The sequence below is a fragment of the Mesorhizobium sp. WSM4871 genome (assembly GCF_055811295.1).
This window is the reverse complement of record NZ_JBVVPU010000005.1, coordinates 297,707-315,297: the sequence shown is the minus strand read 5'-3', so window position 1 is coordinate 315,297 and position 17,591 is coordinate 297,707. Positions and strand designations below refer to the sequence as shown.

The following is a 17,591-nucleotide window of genomic DNA, read 5'->3' as shown; positions in this document are numbered from 1 at the left end:
ATAGGAAGCGCCGCCGAAACTCCAATATCGGCGACGGCTTTTCCAGAGACAATTTCGTTGGTAATTTCAAAAGGATACCGCCGATTGCGACGATATGGCCAAGGCGCTTTTCGCCATAACCGAAGCAAAGCCCGCCATGGGTCGTGGTCCTTGGCCAACAGCCTCGATCGCGACAACCTAGCCGTCATATGGCTTTACAGACATGGAACGGGTCGACGCTAAGAAACGCGCCGGCGGGCGCGATAGGCGCCGGGCGCTTCCCCCATGACCCGCCGGAAGCGGCGGTTGAAGGTCGACAGATCGTTGAAACCCGCCTCGAAGGCAATCGCCGAGATCGCATCGTTCGACATCCGCAGCCGCACCGCTGCCCGGTGCAGCCGCGTTTTCAGCAGGAACTGGTAAGGCGTCATGCCCGCCACTTGCCGGAATGTCCGCAGGAAATGATAGGGACTGGTCGCCGTCTCGTCGGCAAGCTCAGTGAGCGAAAGCGGCCGGTCGGCCTCCAGCTCGATCAGCCTGACTGCTTCGGCGACCCGTTTCTGGTCGCGGCGGCTTGGCGGCCTGCGGGCCCGCAGGGAACCGGTGGCTGCGGCGACCACCGCGCCGGCGATGCGCAGGCCGAGGTCCTCGAACGCATCGCTGTCAGCCGTTTCGCGCGCGGCCTCCGCCTCCGCCAGCAGCGGCGCCAGCACCGGCAGGGGCGGCAAGCGGGGCGCCGCAAAGCCCAATCGCCTCGCGCCAGGCACCTCGGCAACGATGGCTTCCATATAGGCCGGAGCAAAATGGAAGGAGAGGCAGCGGTCACCGGCTCCATGTTCGTGGCCGCATTCGTAGCAGGCGCCGGGATTGCCGAGCAGGATGGCGCCGGGAGCCAGCATCGCCATACCCTGCCGCGTGCGGTAGCGGAAGGTGCCGCTGGTCACCGCGGCGACACAGTAAGTCCGGTGCTCTTCCTCGAACGGCCTGTCGCCGGCGCCGGCCGTGCACACCACGTCGGACACGTGCCAGCCCGGCCCCGATGCCAGGTTTTGCTCGTTCGTCGTCATGGTCTGAAAGATAGCAATTTTTCCCAAGCGCAGAACCCGGCCATGGCCCTATTGGTCGCGCTCTCCTGACAAACGAGGCAGCAACCATGACCGATCCCTTGACCCAAGCGCTGCACAGCGACGGACCCAACCCCGACCTGGCTGAAAAGCTGGATCTCTATGGACGCTTCGTCGGCGCATGGACATTCGATGCAACACGCCATCTCGAAGACGGCACGGTTCTGACCGGGCGCGGCGAGGTGCATTTCGGCTGGGTTCTGGAAGGCAAGGCAATCCAGGATGTGTGGATCCTGCCCGCGCGGAACACCGGCGCACAGGCTTCGCTCGGCACATGGACGTTCCATGGCACGACATTGCGCGTCTATGATCCCGGCGCCGACGCCTGGCACATTTTCTGGAGCGATCCGCGCAACCAGTATTTTAGCCGCCAGCTCGGCCGCGCCGAAGGCGACACGATCGTCCAGCAAGGTGTCGACGCGCGTGGCTCCTCCGTGCGCTGGAGCTTCTTCCGGATCACCGAAAACTCGTTCCGCTGGCTGGGTGAGTGCGCGCATGACGGCAGCGTGGACTGGCGCCTCGAGGTCGAGTTCCTGGCGCGTCGCCTGACTCCAGCCTGATCAACCAACACTTTGCAAACATGGAGAAAAATATGCTTGACCATGTCTCGATCGGCGTCCGAGACGCCGACGCCTCGAAACGCTTCTACGATGCCGCGTTGAAACCGCTCGGCTACGCCTGCCTCAGCCAGTCACCCGGCTCGCTCGGCTATGGCCGGGAAACGGTGGCGCTGTGGGTGAACGAGGCCCCGCGGCCGGTGAAGACGGACGCGGAGTCCGGCCTGCATTTCTGCTTCGCCGCGCCGACGCGCGCCAGCGTCGATGCATTCCACGCGGCAGCACTGCGTGAAGGCGGCAGCGACAATGGCCCGCCCGGCCTGCGAGCATCCTACGGCGACAACTACTACGCTGCCTTCGTCATCGACCCGGACGGATACCGCACCGAAGCCTATTGCAGCGCCGCCAGCTAGCCGCCTTCTCCTGCCTGTTTGCAGCGCCCCTGCTTTGCTCTACCAATTAAGCAGAGCGGGCGCTGCCCGGCGGGAGGGTTAGAGATGCCGAGCTTCGACAGCCTGTTCAACGCGTTCGTCACCATCCTGGTGACCATCGACCCGCCCGGGCTGGCGCCGCTCTTTCTTGCCGTGACGCGCGGCATGAACCGCGAGGAGCGTCAGCAGGTCTCCGTCCGCGCCTCGATCATCGGCTTCCTGGTGATGGCGCTGTTTGCGGTCGCCGGTGCGTCGATCCTCTCGGTATTCGGCATTACCTTGCCGGCGTTTCGCGTCGCCGGCGGATTTCTGTTGTTCTTCATCGCCTTCGAAATGGTGTTCGAGCGCCGGCAGGACCGCAAGGAGAAGATCGGCGACGTTGCCATCACCAAGGACATGATACACAACATCGCCGCCTTCCCGCTGGCGATCCCGCTGATTGCCGGTCCGGGCGCGATTTCGGCGACTGTCCTGCTTTCCGGCTCGTTCCAGGGCTTTGCCGCGCAGGCGGCGCTGGTCGCCATCATCTTCGTCTGCCTGGCCATCACCTATCTGGTGTTCGTGCTGGCCGAGCGCATCGACCGCATCCTCGGCCAGACCGGCCGCTCGATCCTGACCCGGCTGCTTGGCGTCATCCTGGCGGCACTTGCCGTGCAGTTCGTCGCCGACGGCATCAAGGCGCTGATGGCGGGGTAGCAAGTAAACCGGTTCAGACATGCGCCCGATTTAGTTCAATAGGCGAAGCCGAGGCCGCCCCTCGTCAATAGTGACGTCGCCACCTTGCAACGCATACCAGTTGCCACGCAAAGCCGGCGCGGCGGCCTCTGTCCAGACGAGACGCCCGTGTTCGCGAATGAGATAGCCTGCTCGTTCAAGTAGCACTGCAAAAGGTGGAACTGACGTTTCAATGAGGATCGGCAAATGGGCTCGCTTACCGTCGTATCCATCTGGCAGAGTCGACACGACTAGCTCGCGAAGCTCTGCTATCGAGTTCAATTCGCTGTCATTTTTCAAAGTCACTGCCAGCTCGACAAAGGGGCTTGTTACCTGTTCAATGATGTCGAGGTAGGTGCTCAACACATAGTCGAGCGAGGGGAACATTCGCGACGCTTCGCCTGCCGCAACGGCCGCTATGGCATCAATATCCTGCTGGAGTTGAAAGTAGGCGCGTGGCTGCCCGCGAGGCGAGTTCGGTATCACCTCCCAATGCGTATCCACCTGTTTAACCGGCTCAGCAATCTCGAGCGCCCACAGAACGAAAGAGGCTCTTTCAAAGGCGGACGTGAAGTTGTGGCAAAAGACACTTCCCTTGCGACCAATCTCAACCGCATCTACCTGATTTCTATCAATAAATCCACCATCGGAAGTCAATTGGATAGGTTCGTTTTTCGCTGCGTTTCGAGCTATCTCGGCGACCAACAAGCCGTAGAGTGACTTCTTACAGGAGATGTCATTCGACATAAGCAATCCCAACTCAACCTTGCTACAAACTTCTGGATTGAACTGGATTAAACGTTGATAAAAATAATCCGCTGAATTTACGCCGTCGTGTCGATCACTTCGAAATCGTGGGTGATGGTCGCCGTCTTGGCCAGCATTGCTGAGGCCGAGCAGTATTTTTCGATCGACAGGTTGATCGCCCGTTTCACCTTGTCCTGCGAGAGCGCCCTTCCCTTGACGATGAAACGCATGTGGATGCGGGTGAACACTCGAGGCTCGGTTTCCGCCCGTTCGGCATCGAGTTCGACCACGCAGTCCTCGACCGCCTCGCGCCCTTTTTCGAGGATATGGACCACGTCATAGGCCGAGCAACCGCCGGTGCCGATCAGCACCAGTTCCATGGGACTTGGCCCTGGCGTCCTGCCTTCCGGGCCGAAAGCGGTGCCCAAAACCACCTTGTGGCCGCTGCCGGACTCCCCGACAAAGGTGCGTTCCTCGACCCATTTGACGCGTGCTTTCACTGCATTCTTCCTTGCGAGGCTACCCTATTGACCGAACACGACCGCGTGCATGATGCGGCCGGGCAGCAGCGTGAAGATGCCGGCGCCGATCAGCGCGAAAACATAGAGCTTGATCATGGCGCCGCGATGCGCGGCGACTTTGTGGCTGTGAGCATGCCAGACCGCCAGCGGCACGGTGACCAGCACCAGGATCGACAGGAGATGGATCGGGCTGAACGGACCGATCAAGCGTATCTCCTGGATCCAGAAACCCGAGATGGCGATGACCAGCATCAGCGCCGCCCAGATATAGCCAAACAGACGGTGGCGTGGCGTGCCTTTCGGCAAGGCCAGTTGCGCTCCGCCTATCGCCAGTGCGGTAAAGGCCGCAAATGCATGCCACGGGATGGGAGGGGGCGCGGACAACAGCGGCTCGAGAGACATCTCGCCCTCTCCTCAATGCCCCAGCTCAAACGCCCAGCACGGCATTCACTCAGAACGGGATTTCGTCGTCCAGTTCGCGTGACGAACCACCGCCGCCGCCCTTTGATCCACCACCGCTGCCGCCGCCACCACGGTTGAAGCTCTCGCCCGGGCTCGACTGGCCAAAATCGGAACCGCGGCTGTTGCCGCCGCCGGCATAGTTGCCGACCTGACCGCCGCCTTCGCCGCGCGCGTCGAGCATCTGCAACTCGCCACGGAATTTCTGCAGCACGATTTCGGTCGTGTAGCGGTCATTGCCGGTCTGATCCTGCCATTTGCGGGTCTGCAACTGGCCCTCGACATAGACCTTCGCGCCCTTCTTCAGGTACTGCTCGGCCACCTTGGCGAGTTGGTCATTGAAGATGACGACATTGTGCCACTCGGTCTTTTCCTTGCGCTCGCCGGAATTCTTGTCGCGCCAGCTTTCCGACGTGGCGATGCGGATGTTGACGACCGGATCACCGGAATTCAGGCGGCGGATTTCAGGGTCCGCCCCGAGATTGCCGACCAGAATGACCTTGTTGACGCTACCCGCCATCACACTTCTCCGCGCTCATCCGAAACCAAATTTCTGTCGCACGCACCTTACAGGCTGCGGACAATCCCCGCCTGCTGTGGCTGCCTTTTCCCACAAGGTTTTTGTTCTCTTTTCGTTCTAAATCCAGCAAAGGCCCGTTGTCAAGGAATGTCAGCAATCGGCGGCATCTCCACGCCATTTCATATGGGCGGGAAAACACCGCTTGCCAAACCAATAAGTATCGACTTATGCTTTTGCCATGATCGAAGCAGAGATTTTTCGCGCCCTTGCCGACCCGACGCGCCGCGCCGTCTACGAGCGGCTCGCCGCCAGCGAGATGACGGTATCGGAATTGCGTAGCGGCATGACGGTGTCGCAGCCGGCCGTGTCCCAGCATCTCGCGGTGCTGCGCGGCGCCGGCCTGGTCACCGAGCGGCGGACCGGCCGCAATGCCTATTATCGCGCCGATCCGCAGGGGCTTGAGCCACTGCTCGGCTGGATCGAACGCTACCGTGCATTCTGGCCGGAGCGCATCGAGAGGCTGAAGACGGTTTTGAAGGACATGGATCAATGACGGACGAAAAGCAGGTGCAGACTTCGACAGACTCCCTCGCCTTCGAGTGCGAGCTTCCGGACCCGCCGGAGAAAGTCTGGCGAGCGCTGACCGAGCCGAGGCTGCTCGCGGCCTGGCTGATGCCCAACGACATCGAGCCTGAAATCGGCAGCCGCTTTGCCTTTGCGGGACCGGATGCACGGATCGACTGCGAAATCCTCGAGGCCGAACCTGGACGGCTGCTGCGCTATTCCTGGCGCGAGCGGCCAAAGAACCAGGCTGCATCCCGGCCGGAGCCGCTCGACAGCGCAATGGACAGCATCGTCACGTTCAGGCTTGACCGCACAACCACCGGCGGCACGCGTCTGCGCATTGTCCATGACGGTTTCGTACGCGCCGCGACACCCGTTGCTGCCTCACCCCAAGTCACAATGGCCAGCGCCGGCTGCAGGCTTTCGCTAGGCTTGCCCAACACGCCTAATCAGCCTGGCGCCGCAAACATGCCGCGCATGTTGCTGCGCGCGGCTTGAACGACAACCAGGAGAAAAAAGATGAGTGGGCTTGGCAATCTGGTGCCGATGGTGATCGAGCAATCGAGCCGCGGCGAACGCGCCTTCGATATTTTTTCGCGGTTGCTGCGCGAGCGCATCATCTTCATCAACGGCCAGATCGACGACGGCATGTCAGCGCTGGTCTGCGCCCAGCTTCTGTCGCTGGAATCGGACAATCCCGACAAGGAGATCTCGCTCTACATCAACTCGCCTGGCGGCGTGGTGACCAGCGGCTTCGCCATCTACGACACGATGCGATATATCTCCTGCCCGGTATCGACCGTCTGCATGGGCTTTGCCGCCTCGATGGCTTCTTTCCTGCTGATGGCGGGCACGCCGGGGCGGCGCATCGCGCTGCCCAACACCAGCATCGTGCTGCACCAGCCGTTGGGGGGCTTCCAGGGCCAGGCCTCCGATATCCAGCGTCACGCCGAAGGCATCCTGCGCACCAAGAAGCGTATGACCGAGCTCTATGCGCATCATTGCGGCCGCACCTATGAAGAGGTCGAGCGCACGCTCGACCGCGATTTCTTCATGACCGCCGAGGACGCCAAGGCATGGGGCCTCGTCGACCATGTTTTCGATACGCGCAAGAAGGCGGCTTGAGGCAAGCCGGCTGACACGCGGCAATTTGATCGCGGCCGGTCTGGCCTCGCCCGCCGCGTGACACTATAGTTCGCGACATGACCGACAGCCGTTCATCCAGATCATTGCGCCGTGCCGCCGCTCTTGCCGGCGCCTGCTTGCTGGCCGGCAGCGCGTTTGCCGATGACAGTTCGCCGCAAAAGGGCGCCCTGCCCGGCGTGACCGGGGACTATCGCATCGCCAGGCCGGCCCCGCAGCCCGAACCCGACGACGCGTTGCCGGCCGGTGGCAACGGCCAGTTCAAGATCGGCAATACCGATGTCAGGATTTCCGGCAGTATCACCATCGATGTCGGCGCCGGCGCGATCAAGCCGTCCAACCGTTAGACCGGTGAACTGGCCAAACCGTCACCGCGGCAAATGATGCCCGGTATTCCCCTTCCCTTCGTTACCTCGCTCTTGCTGATCATCCTTCTCGTGAGGCTGATCGGTCAGCGGGAACCGGCGCTGCGTCCGGAAATCGCTTTCGTTGGCGCCGGCGCAACGCTGGTGACAATCGTCGGGTTGCGTTGGAGCTTTGATGTCCAGGCGATACGATTTATCCAGCCCATCGTAGCCGCCTCGCTGCCACCAATCGCCTGGTTCTGCTTTGCCGGACTGACGGGCGTCCGAAGCTCCATGCGGATATGGCTCCATGCCATTCCAGTCGGCATCGTGGCAATCCTTTCCACGACCTGGATGAGATGGCAGCCGCCGATCGACCTGATCTTGGCCGCGTTGTTCTTCGGATATGGATTTGCCTTGCTGCGCCTAGCATCAGCGGGGCCGGATGGCCTTGGCGCCGCGCGACTCGCCGATGCGGCAAAGGCGCACAAGGCCACTCTGATAGCGGGGCTGGTTCTGGTCAGTTCCGGCGTCGTCGACCTCCTGGTCGCTGGCGACTTTGATTTTTATCAGGGCGCCCATGCGGCTTCGATCGTTGCCATTGCCAACCTGTTGACCCTGCCGCTCATCGCCTATGCCGTGGCGGCCGTCGGGAACAGCGTATCTGCCTCGGAAGCCAACGACGCCGCACAGGATCGGCTGACCGATAGGACCATGGCTTCCAACCGACCCGAGCCATCCGATTTCGCAACGGCAGACGACGCGAGGATCGTCGAAAGCTTCGATGGGTTGATGCGCGAAAGACAGATGTTCCGCGACCCGGATTTGACATTGAACCGCCTGGCCAGAAAGGCCGGCATTCCACCGCGACAGATTTCGGCCGCCGTAAATCGCGTCCGTGGGCGCAACGTATCGCAGGTGGTCAACGAATATCGAATTGAGCACGCGAAACGGCTTCTCGCCAATACCGAGCTGCCGGTGACCACCATCATGTTCGAAGCGGGATTCCAGACAAAGTCGAACTTCAATCGCGAATTCCTTCGGCTGACAGGAACCAGTCCGAGCGACTTTCGCCGCTCGAACATGCACAATCCGAGCGAGGCTGCGCCTATTTCGGCGGGATCGCCTGCGCCAGAAACGCAATGATCAGGTCCGAAACCTGCCGGTGGATGGCCTCCCGGTCTCGTGTTCCTCCGTCCTTGCAAACGATGCCATCGCCGGGCGTTTCCTCTTCGATCAAGGCGACGGCTCCCGGCTTGCAGAGCTGCATGAAGCTGAAGTGCATCGCGTCGGCGATTTCGACATAGCTGGATGTTGCCGTGGGCAGATTGGCGGCGAGATAGCCCGACTCCAGCCGGGCCGGCATGTCGCCAATATCGACGCCTGCGCCAACGATCAGTGCAGGCACATGAAAGGCAGCGAGACTTTCAGGCGTCAAACCGCGCGCGAGCCCAAGATCGAGCGAAACGACGGCACCAATCCTGGCGTCGCTCAGGTCGCCATCGAGCTCTGTGCCACCACCAGGGACAATGCCCAGTTCGGTGGAAAGTGCGCAGGCTCGCGGGCTCGAATGCGTCTTGCAGTCCTGTGTGAACAGGCCTGTGCTGAAGCGTGCCCCGGCAAGCGCGGTGACGGTCCATCCGCCAAGGGAGTGGCCGATTGCTGCGATGCGGGCCGGTTCGATGGTTCCCGCCAGCGATGGATCGTTGCTCAGCGCGTCGGTCACGCGGCTGAGGTCGTGGGGGCGCTCCCAAAGTCTTGCCGCCTCCGCCGGGCTTTTATTGAAGGTCGTGGTTCCAGGATGGTCAGGCGCCGCGACCACATATCCCCGGTGGACAAGTTGGTCTGCGAGCCAACTGAGGTTTCTCCAACTGCCACCATAGCCGTGGGACAGGACGACGAGCGGGTGCGCGTCTTTTGTCAGATGGGCGTTTTTGACAGCCGGCACGCCGTAGAAGACGCGATTTTCGCCGACAGCTGTTACCGGGCCCTCGTCGCTGGTCGGATACCAGATACTGACATGCAGCGGCCGATCGCCCACTGCATCCGGCAGCTCGGTTTCACGAAAGCCGACGGTCCCGGCCGCCTGTGCGACAGAGACAGAGATCGAGAACATCGCAGGCAGGACTATGAGAAGAGGTTTAAGCATGGAAATCTCCGACAGGACTGGACATGCGTTCATTGTCGGAGATGGCGGTCAGCAGCGACCTACAACGCGATTGAGGACTTAATTTCTTTGTCCCGATGCCGTCTGAAACAAACAGCCCCGCCGTGCTTTGCGCAAACGGACGGGGCTTTTATGGATATCAAAATCCAACTCGCCGGGAATGTTTTACCGGCTTTTGATTTCGGATGCTTCGCGGCGTTCAGCCGACGATCCGACCAGTGGTCTCTGATTTTGGGGATCGGCAAGTCACGGTTTGTCGGGCGGCGCATACGCCTACCCTGGCACTTATGCCTGCCGTGGCTCCAGCGAGATCTGGAGCCTCAAGGGACTATCCGGTGGCGTCATGCTCCGCTCCTGTGTCCGTTGCGACGTTCGTGTCGTCCGAAGCGCAAATCGCAAAGCCTGCGGCGTCTCGCAGGCCGCCTGTGGGCGGCGAGGCCATCAAAGACGGCTAGCTTCGGTTGACTGTTTGAGACTGCGCCCCTCGGTCGGCGACGTCAACCGTCAATAGCCGGGTTACAAAAAATGTGATCGCCGGGAGATTACGTGAGGGTCAGGTTAGGCGGGGGTCAATTCCCCACAGCTTTTGTCAGGAGCGTGTTCGGCCTTTGTTCTTTCCGCTTGCCCGCTCGCGCGAAAGACGGTTAAACGACTTCTGTCGGGAATAGTGGCGTCTCTCGACGTGGCGGCGAAATGACCTACATAAGGGATGGCCGGGAACCCCCCGCCACTCCAGCAAATTCCAGACCTGAGGCGGCGACCGGCAATGGCCGACCATAAATATCTTTCCATTCGCGGGGCGCGCGAACACAATCTGAAGAATGTCGATCTCGACCTGCCGCGCGACAGCCTGATCGTCATGACCGGCCTGTCCGGCTCCGGCAAGTCGTCGCTCGCCTTCGACACCATCTATGCGGAGGGCCAGCGTCGCTATGTCGAGAGCCTGTCGGCCTATGCCAGGCAATTCCTGGAAATGATGCAGAAGCCTGATGTCGACCAGATCGACGGCCTGTCGCCTGCCATCTCCATCGAGCAAAAGACGACCTCGAAGAACCCGCGCTCGACGGTCGGCACCGTCACCGAGATCTACGACTACATGCGGCTGCTGTTCGCGCGCGTCGGCATTCCCTATTCGCCGGCCACCGGCCTGCCGATCGAGAGCCAGACGGTTTCGCAGATGGTCGACCGCGTGCTGTCGGTCGAGGAAGGCACCCGTCTGTTCATCCTCGCGCCCATCGTGCGCGGCCGCAAGGGCGAGTACCGCAAGGAATTGCTGGAGCTGCAGAAGAAGGGGTTCCAGCGCGTCAAGGTCGACGGCGTCTTCTACGAAATCGCCGACGCGCCGGCGCTGGACAAGAAGTACAAGCATGACATCGACGTCGTCGTCGACCGCATCGTCGTGCGCGGCGACCTCGCCACGCGGCTGGCCGATTCCATCGAAACGTCGCTGAAGCTCGCCGAAGGGCTGGCGGTCGCCGAATTCGCCGACCGGCCGCTCGACGCCAGCCAGAGCGGAGAGGATTCGGTCAACAAGTCGAAGAACGAGACGCATGAGCGCATCCTGTTCTCGGAAAAATTCGCCTGCCCGGTCTCCGGCTTCACCATTCCCGAGATCGAGCCGCGGCTGTTCTCGTTCAACAATCCGTTCGGCGCCTGCCCGACCTGCGACGGGCTCGGCAGCCAGCGCGCCATCGACGCCAGCCTGATCGTGCCCGACGACAATATCTCGCTGCGCGCCGGCGCCGTCAGCCCGTGGGCGAAGTCGACCTCGCCCTACTACGCGCAGACGCTGGAAGCTCTGGGCAAGGCGTATAACTTCAAGCTTGGCGACAAGTTCAAGGATCTCAGCGAAGAGGCAAAAGACGCCATCCTGCGTGGCACCGGCGAGCGCGAAATCACATTCCAGTATGATGACGGCCTGCGCTCCTACAAGACGACCAAGACGTTCGAAGGCGTCATTCCCAACCTCGAGCGACGCTGGAAGGAGACCGAATCCGCCTGGATGCGCGAAGAGATCGAGCGCTTCATGTCGGCCACGCCCTGCCCGGCCTGCAATGGCTACCGGCTAAAGCCGGAGGCGCTGGCGGTGAAGATCGCGGGAAAACACATCTGCGAAGTCACCGAGCTGTCGATCCGCAAGGCCGACCAGTGGTTCACCGAATTGCCGGCCCAGCTCAACGACAAGCAGAACGAGATCGCCGTGCGCGTCCTGAAGGAGATCCGCGAGCGGCTGCGCTTCCTCAACGATGTCGGGCTCGACTATCTGACGCTGTCGCGCAATTCGGGCACGCTGTCGGGCGGCGAAAGCCAGCGCATCCGGCTGGCCTCGCAAATCGGCTCGGGGCTGACCGGCGTACTCTATGTGCTGGACGAGCCGTCGATCGGCCTGCATCAGCGCGACAATGCCCGCCTGCTCGACACGCTGAAGCATCTGCGCGACATCGGCAACACGGTGATCGTCGTCGAGCATGACGAGGACGCCATCCTGCATGCCGACTATGTCGTCGACATGGGACCGGCCGCCGGCATCCATGGCGGCGAGATCATCGCCCAGGGGACGCCGCAACAGGTCATGGCCAATCCCAATTCGATCACCGGCAAATATCTGTCGGGCGCGCTCGAAGTGGCAACGCCTGGGGTGCGGCGCGAGGCCAAGAAGAACCGGCGTCTGAAGATCGTCGGCGCGCGCGGCAACAATCTGAAGAACGTCACCGCCGAAATCCCGCTTGGCACGTTTACCGCCGTGACCGGGGTGTCGGGCGGCGGCAAGTCGACCTTCCTGATCGAGACGCTGTTCAAGGCGGCGTCGCGCCGCATCATGGGCTCGCGCGAGCATCCGGCCGAGCACGACCGTATCGAGGGCCTGGAATTCCTCGACAAGGTCATCGACATCGACCAGTCGCCCATCGGACGGACCCCACGCTCAAATCCCGCCACCTATACCGGCGCCTTCACGCCGATCCGCGACTGGTTCGCCGGCCTGCCGGAGGCCAAGGCGCGCGGCTACCAGCCCGGCCGTTTCTCGTTCAACGTCAAGGGCGGCCGCTGCGAGGCCTGCCAGGGCGACGGCGTCATCAAGATCGAGATGCACTTCCTGCCCGACGTCTACGTCACCTGCGACGTCTGCCACGGCAAGCGCTATAACAGAGAGACGCTCGACGTTGTGTTCAAGGGCAAGTCGATCGCCGACGTGCTCGACATGACGGTCGAGGAAGGCGTCGACTTCTTCGCCGCCGTGCCCGGCGTGCGCGACAAGCTGGAGACGCTGAAGCAGGTCGGGCTGGGCTACATCCACATCGGCCAGCAGGCGACGACGCTGTCGGGCGGCGAGGCCCAGCGGATAAAACTCGCCAAGGAACTGTCGCGCAAGGCGACCGGCAAGACGCTCTATATCCTCGACGAGCCGACCACCGGCCTGCATTTCCACGATGTCGCCAAGCTCCTGGAAGTGCTGCATGAGCTGGTCGACCAGGGCAACACGGTCGTCGTCATCGAGCACAATCTCGAAGTGATCAAGACCGCAGACTGGGTGCTCGATCTCGGCCCCGAAGGCGGCGACGGCGGCGGCGAGCTGGTCGCCTCCGGCACGCCGGAGGACATCGTGCGCGAGAAGCGCAGCTACACCGGCCAGTTCCTGAGGGAATTGCTGGGGCGGCGCCCCGGAGGCAAGCGCGAAGCGGCGGAGTGACTGGTTGTTCATTAGCTCACCAGATTGCTACTTAATTTTTTGTGCCGCTCAATCGGGACAACGCCATGCAAAAAAGAGTTAATTTTGGCCGTGTAAAATTCAGCTCAAAGCTTATCCGCAGAGCTATTGATCAACTAAACAAAATAGACGCAGACATAACAACAAAATTTACAACTTTAACTATAAGAAATAATCATGAACTCTGGCGCTTTGACACAGTCGAAGAATTTTTTGAGTTATATCGTCAAGATGCGATTGGCGGCTGTTTTTTAACGGTAGCATTCTTTAAAGGTCACGATCGAGAATTCGAACTCGACCTGGAATTCCTTGGAAGTGAGACTAACGTAACTGTCTCATCAAAATCACGTCAGATAATCGAATCCGTTCTATCGCTTTTTGCCGAGGCCGAGCCTTCCGAGAAGGTTGTCCTTGTGGAGGATAGTGTAGACAATGATGATGAACATCAGAAAAAAGTAAGCGTCTTTATAGGTCATGGGCGCAACTCTCAATGGGAGAAAATAAAGAGTCACCTACAAGACAAGCATGGCATTGGCGTCGTTGCATACGAGACCGGCGCGCGATCCGGACATACCATCCGAGACATCTTGGATAGTATGGCTGAAGAATCGTCGCTAGCTCTTCTGGTTCTGACAGGGGAAGACAAAACAGATAGTGGAATTCGAGCTCGCCAGAACGTCATTCACGAATGCGGCCTCTTTCAAGGACGTTTAGGATTCGATCGGGCGATAATGATTGTAGAGCAAGGGGTTGAACTTGCCTCAAATTTTGACGGAATACAGCAGATAAGATTTAAGCGCGGTCATATTTCCGAGGTTTTTGGCGACGTGCTTGCGACTATTCGGCGAGAGTTCGGAGCGATTTAGCGCTCGCTGCCCTTGAGAGGTTCTGTGTTGAAAAAGGCGGGTCATAGCAATCTAACTTCAGTCGTCTCTCTCACCACGGCGGCCTACGCGCCCTACACCGCGTTGCTCGGCGCGCCGCCAATACCGGTCACCGAGGACTACGCGCCGCGCATCGAACGCGGCGAGGTCTGGCTGCTGGAAAGCGGCGATAAGACGGCCGGGCTTCTGGTTCTCGAACGGCACCCGGACCATACGATGATCTTCAGCGTCGCGGTCGCGCCGGGCTTTCAGGGCAAGGGCTTCGGGATCAAACTTCTCAATTTCGCCGATGAGCAGACACGGCTGTGGGGCCTACCAGAGGTGCGGCTCTACACCAATGCCAGGATGGAGCGGAACATCGCGCTCTACAAAGCCTATGGCTTTCACGAAACGGGCCGCCGGCCCAATCCACACCGGCCAGGATGGATGGTCGTCGACATGGCAAAGCCCGTTAGAGATATAGCCCCGGCCTGATCGCATTTCGGAGGAGAAGACAATGAGCAGCCATGGAACAATCCGCGCCGGCATGGGCGGCTGGACCTTCGAGCCTTGGGACACCTCCTTCTATCCGGACAAGCTCCCGAAGGCCAAGCAGCTCAACTATGCCAGCCGGCAGGTGCCGAGCATCGAGGTCAACGGCACCTATTATTCCAGCTTCAAGGAGCCGACCTTCGTCAAATGGGCGAACGAGGCGCCGGACGGTTTCGTCTATTCGCTGAAGGGCAATCGCTTCGTCACCAACCGCCGGGTGCTCGGCGAGGCCGGAGAGTCCATGATGCGGTTCCTGGGCTCGGGCGTCGCGGCACTCGGCGACAAGCTCGGGCCGATCCTGTGGCAGTTCGCGCCGACGAAAAAATTCGATCCGGACGATTTCGAGGCCTTCTTGAAACTGCTGCCGGAAAAGCAGGACGGCGTGGCGCTGCGCCATGCGGTCGAAGTGCGCAACGACAGCTTTGTCGTGCCGGAATTCGCCGCTTTGGCGCGCAAGTACAAGGTCGCCATCGTCTATGCCGACCACGCCAAATATCCTGATATCGCGGACGTCACCGGCGATTTTATCTATGCTCGGCTGCAGACCGGCAGCGACGACAATCCTGACTGCTATACGCCGAAAGGGCTGGACGAGTGGGCGGCGCGTGCCAAGACCTGGGCGGAAGGCAAGGTTCCCGCCGACCTGCGGCGTGCCGATCCCGCTACCGAAGCGCCGGTCAAGCCGCGTGACGTGTTCGTCTACTTCATCACCGAAGGCAAGGTTCGCGCCCCATTCGGCGCCATGGCCTTGATGAAGCGCGTGACAGGCTGAGAGACCGAAGCGCTTGGAATCGTGGCATCTTCGCCGCCATCGTAACCTTATCGATACCTCCTTGCTGCATGACTCCAGTCGGGCCAGGTCGCGCAGTTGCGACCGTCGTGGCAAGGAACGCGGGGCATGTCGCTCGACTACAACTCACTTCTGCTGGCAATCGGTTTCTCGGCCGCCTGCCTGAGTTTGACGTTGTTCGGCATCTGGCTGACAGCCCGTACTGAAAAATTTCTGCTGACCTGGGCGATCAGCGCGTTGCTGATCGTCGGCGACGTTTTCATCTACAGGGACTATATCGACGCGCCGGGACGCCTGCTCGGCATGGCGAGTTTCGCCGTGCTCCTCGTCGGCTTCTCGACGATGCTGGGCGCCGCCTACCAGTTCACGTCAGGCCGATCGCCGATCCCGCTGACAGTCTTCGGCAGCGGCATCTCGCTGGCCGTGGCGTTGCCGCCCATGGCGCTTGGGTATGACGGGCTCGGCTTCATGCTCGAGAATTCCTGTGCCGCCCTGCTCTTGTTCGCGACGGCTCGTGAATACTGGAAAGGACGCGCCGAGGCGCCCGTCCCGATCATCAGCCTCACGGTGCTCTACTGCGCCACCGCCGTGTCCTTCGTGCTCTGTGCCATGGTTCTCGCATGGGACGGCAGACTGGTTCTCGGGCATGCGCCGAGCAACTGGGCCGAAAATCTCAGCCTCGTCATCGTCATTGCCTCGATGACCGGCGTCGGCGCCCTTTCGCTGGCGCTCAACCAGGGGCGCCTGGCCCGATATCACCGCCTGGATGCATTGACCGATCCGCTGACCGGCCTGCTCAACCGGCGCGCGCTGTTCGATCTCAACAACAGTGCGCCGATCGGCGCCTTCACGGCAGTGGTCGTATTCGATCTCGACGGCTTCAAAGCCATCAATGATGAATTCGGCCATGCCACGGGCGACCGCGTGCTGAAAGTGTTCGCCGAGGAACTGACCGGCAATCTTCGCCCGAGCGATGTCGCCGCGCGCATGGGTGGAGAGGAATTCGCGCTGGTTTTGAAACGCACCCTTCCCGAAACGGTGGAGCTTGCCGCCGAACGCATACGCACCGCCTTCGCCGCGCGCGTCATCGAGACCGAGACGCGTCCCCTGACATGCACGGTCAGCGCCGGGTTCGCTTTCGGCAGCAAAGAAGGAATGAGCTTCGACAAGGTGCTCAGCCGCGCCGACAAGGCGCTCTACGCCGCCAAGCGCGGCGGCCGCAACCGTGTTTCGACACTGCGACGCGCGAGCTAGCGGCGCAGCAACCTCAGCCAATCCTCAAGCCGCCATGACGATCTCATTGTAGGCGTCGAGGTCGACATAGAAGACCTTGGTGATCTCCGCGATCAGTTCGTCGTGGTCATACCCCTCCGATTTCAGAATGTTGATGGCGATCATGATGTCGACGCGCTCGGTTAGCCGTCGTTTCTGATAGTCCTCGACGTAACGTTCCATAGGCTGTCCCTGGTGCCCGAAAAGTTGAAACAACAATCAAACCACAGGAGGGAAGCCGCTCGCACGAAGCGTGGTGGCGCGGCTTGCACCTTCCTCTGATCTGCCGATTGAGACTGATACGGAAAGCGGCCGACTCACCAAGGCCAAGCAAAGCCTAGCATGCAATCTTCAACGCGCCAGAGTTGCAAGCAGCGGGATTGGAGAAGAATCTAGACGGTCAGGAATTTGCGGACATCCGCCCTGTCGAGATCTTCCGCCGGGCCGGTGTGGACGATCTGGCCGCGGTCCATGATATTCACCTCGTCGGCCAATTCCCGGCAGAAATCGAGATATTGTTCGACCAATAGCACGGCGATGCCAGCCTGGTCGCGCAGGTAGCGGATGGCGCGCCCGATATCCTTGATGATAGACGGCTGGATGCCTTCGGTCGGCTCGTCGAGTACCAGCAGCCTCGGCCGCATCACCAGCGCCCTGCCGATGGCAAGCTGCTGCTGCTGGCCGCCGGAGAGGTCGCCGCCGCGGCGCGCCAGCATCTGCTTGAGCACCGGAAACAGCTCGAAGACATGGCCGGGAATGTTGCGGTCGGCGCGCTTCAGCGGCGCGAATCCCGATTCGAGGTTTTCCCGCACGCTGAGCAGAGGAAAGATCTCCCTGCCCTGCGGCACGAATGCGATGCCCGACCGGGCGCGGTCATACGCCGCGCTCCGGTCGAGCGCCTTCCCCTCGAAGGCAACGCTTCCGCTCGTCAGCCGATGGTGGCCGACGATCGATCTCATCAAACTGGTTTTGCCGACGCCATTGCGGCCGAGCACGCAGGTGATCTTGCCGGCGCCGGCCTTGAGCGAGACGCCGCGCAGCGCCTGGGCGGCGCCGTAGTGCAGCGTGGCGTTGGAGACTTCGAGCATGGTCAGCGCCTTCTCCAACGCCTGACGAAGGAGAGGTCGAAACGATGGAA

General features: G+C 61.2%; 21 protein-coding genes. 13 read left to right on the top strand and 8 right to left on the bottom strand.

The features are described 5' to 3' along the window. Positions 1-218: 218 nt before the first annotated feature. Entirely contained in the window at positions 219-1,046 is an 828-nt protein-coding gene (locus tag AC0L2H_RS13265) for a helix-turn-helix transcriptional regulator (protein ID WP_473590724.1), read from the bottom strand. An 86-nt stretch (positions 1,047-1,132) separates the two neighbouring features. Between AC0L2H_RS13265 and AC0L2H_RS13260 the strand changes: the two genes are divergently transcribed. The 3 genes from AC0L2H_RS13260 (at position 1,133) to AC0L2H_RS13250 (ending at position 2,787) form a co-directional block, all read left to right on the top strand. Beyond that, positions 1,133-1,663, top strand: a complete 531-nt coding sequence (locus AC0L2H_RS13260; RefSeq protein ID WP_473590638.1) for a hypothetical protein — start codon at positions 1,133-1,135, stop codon at positions 1,661-1,663. 32 nt (positions 1,664-1,695) lie between these two features. Continuing rightward, positions 1,696-2,073, top strand: coding sequence for a VOC family protein (locus tag AC0L2H_RS13255; RefSeq protein ID WP_473590637.1), 378 nt, complete (start codon positions 1,696-1,698; stop codon positions 2,071-2,073). An 84-nt stretch (positions 2,074-2,157) separates the two neighbouring features. Further along, positions 2,158-2,787, top strand: coding sequence for a MarC family protein (locus AC0L2H_RS13250; protein WP_008875977.1), 630 nt, complete (start codon positions 2,158-2,160; stop codon positions 2,785-2,787). Positions 2,788-2,817: 30 nt separating this feature from the next. Here the strand turns inward: AC0L2H_RS13250 and AC0L2H_RS13245 are convergent, their stop codons facing one another. From AC0L2H_RS13245 to AC0L2H_RS13230, 4 genes are all read right to left on the bottom strand, one after another. Further along, positions 2,818-3,552 (bottom strand): hypothetical protein, encoded by a 735-nt coding sequence (locus AC0L2H_RS13245; RefSeq protein ID WP_473590636.1) that lies wholly within the window; start codon positions 3,550-3,552, stop codon positions 2,818-2,820. Positions 3,553-3,629: 77 nt separating this feature from the next. Continuing rightward, entirely contained in the window at positions 3,630-4,052 is a 423-nt protein-coding gene (locus tag AC0L2H_RS13240) for an OsmC family protein (RefSeq protein WP_473590635.1), read from the bottom strand. A 24-nt stretch (positions 4,053-4,076) separates the two neighbouring features. Then, positions 4,077-4,475 carry a DUF2306 domain-containing protein gene (locus AC0L2H_RS13235; RefSeq protein WP_473590634.1) on the bottom strand — a complete coding sequence of 133 codons (399 nt, stop codon included), beginning with the start codon at positions 4,473-4,475 and terminating at the stop codon, positions 4,077-4,079. A 49-nt stretch (positions 4,476-4,524) separates the two neighbouring features. Then, entirely contained in the window at positions 4,525-5,052 is a 528-nt protein-coding gene (locus AC0L2H_RS13230; protein WP_473590633.1) for a single-stranded DNA-binding protein, read from the bottom strand. A gap of 238 nt (positions 5,053-5,290) precedes the next feature. Here AC0L2H_RS13230 and AC0L2H_RS13225 point away from each other — a divergent pair, with 238 nt between their 5' ends. The 5 genes from AC0L2H_RS13225 to AC0L2H_RS13205 all read left to right on the top strand — a co-directional run bounded on the left by AC0L2H_RS13225 (position 5,291) and on the right by AC0L2H_RS13205 (position 8,249). Next, positions 5,291-5,605: an ArsR/SmtB family transcription factor gene (locus AC0L2H_RS13225; protein WP_107647619.1), complete on the top strand. Its 315-nt coding sequence runs from the start codon at positions 5,291-5,293 to the stop codon at positions 5,603-5,605. Continuing rightward, on the top strand, positions 5,602-6,114 hold the full coding sequence (locus tag AC0L2H_RS13220; RefSeq protein ID WP_473590632.1) for an SRPBCC family protein: 513 nt from the start codon (positions 5,602-5,604) through the stop codon (positions 6,112-6,114). Before AC0L2H_RS13225 ends, AC0L2H_RS13220 begins: the two co-directional genes overlap by 4 nt. Before the next feature lie 21 nt (positions 6,115-6,135). After that, the gene (locus AC0L2H_RS13215) at positions 6,136-6,741 is read left to right on the top strand and encodes an ATP-dependent Clp protease proteolytic subunit (protein ID WP_473590631.1); all 606 of its coding nucleotides are present in this window, start codon (positions 6,136-6,138) and stop codon (positions 6,739-6,741) included. A gap of 77 nt (positions 6,742-6,818) precedes the next feature. Then, positions 6,819-7,106, top strand: a complete 288-nt coding sequence (locus tag AC0L2H_RS13210) for a hypothetical protein (RefSeq protein WP_473590630.1) — start codon at positions 6,819-6,821, stop codon at positions 7,104-7,106. Between the two features lie 36 nt (positions 7,107-7,142). Continuing rightward, the gene (locus AC0L2H_RS13205) at positions 7,143-8,249 is read left to right on the top strand and encodes a helix-turn-helix domain-containing protein (protein WP_473590629.1); all 1,107 of its coding nucleotides are present in this window, start codon (positions 7,143-7,145) and stop codon (positions 8,247-8,249) included. On the opposite strand, the gene AC0L2H_RS13200 is transcribed toward AC0L2H_RS13205, so the two are convergent. Then, the gene (locus AC0L2H_RS13200; RefSeq protein WP_473590628.1) at positions 8,212-9,252 is read right to left on the bottom strand and encodes an alpha/beta hydrolase family protein; all 1,041 of its coding nucleotides are present in this window, start codon (positions 9,250-9,252) and stop codon (positions 8,212-8,214) included. The genes AC0L2H_RS13205 and AC0L2H_RS13200 overlap by 38 nt on opposite strands. A 784-nt stretch (positions 9,253-10,036) precedes the next feature. Here AC0L2H_RS13200 and uvrA point away from each other — a divergent pair. From uvrA to AC0L2H_RS13175, 5 genes are all read left to right on the top strand, one after another. Next, positions 10,037-12,958, top strand: coding sequence for an excinuclease ABC subunit UvrA (gene uvrA, locus AC0L2H_RS13195; protein ID WP_473590627.1), 2,922 nt, complete (start codon positions 10,037-10,039; stop codon positions 12,956-12,958). Positions 12,959-13,023: 65 nt separating this feature from the next. Then, complete coding sequence (locus AC0L2H_RS13190; protein ID WP_473590626.1) at positions 13,024-13,842, top strand: TIR domain-containing protein; 819 nt, start codon at positions 13,024-13,026, stop codon at positions 13,840-13,842. 24 nt (positions 13,843-13,866) lie between these two features. After that, positions 13,867-14,334: a GNAT family N-acetyltransferase gene (locus AC0L2H_RS13185; protein ID WP_473590625.1), complete on the top strand. Its 468-nt coding sequence runs from the start codon at positions 13,867-13,869 to the stop codon at positions 14,332-14,334. A 22-nt stretch (positions 14,335-14,356) separates the two neighbouring features. Then, positions 14,357-15,163 carry a DUF72 domain-containing protein gene (locus AC0L2H_RS13180; RefSeq protein WP_473590624.1) on the top strand — a complete coding sequence of 269 codons (807 nt, stop codon included), beginning with the start codon at positions 14,357-14,359 and terminating at the stop codon, positions 15,161-15,163. 126 nt (positions 15,164-15,289) lie between these two features. After that, on the top strand, positions 15,290-16,435 hold the full coding sequence (locus AC0L2H_RS13175; protein WP_473590623.1) for a GGDEF domain-containing protein: 1,146 nt from the start codon (positions 15,290-15,292) through the stop codon (positions 16,433-16,435). Between the two features lie 24 nt (positions 16,436-16,459). Here AC0L2H_RS13175 and AC0L2H_RS13170 read toward each other — a convergent pair whose 3' ends face one another. Next, entirely contained in the window at positions 16,460-16,636 is a 177-nt protein-coding gene (locus tag AC0L2H_RS13170) for a hypothetical protein (RefSeq protein WP_473590622.1), read from the bottom strand. 209 nt (positions 16,637-16,845) lie between these two features. Further along, positions 16,846-17,541, bottom strand: coding sequence for an urea ABC transporter ATP-binding subunit UrtE (gene urtE, locus AC0L2H_RS13165; RefSeq protein ID WP_473590621.1), 696 nt, complete (start codon positions 17,539-17,541; stop codon positions 16,846-16,848). Positions 17,542-17,591 lie beyond the last annotated feature (50 nt).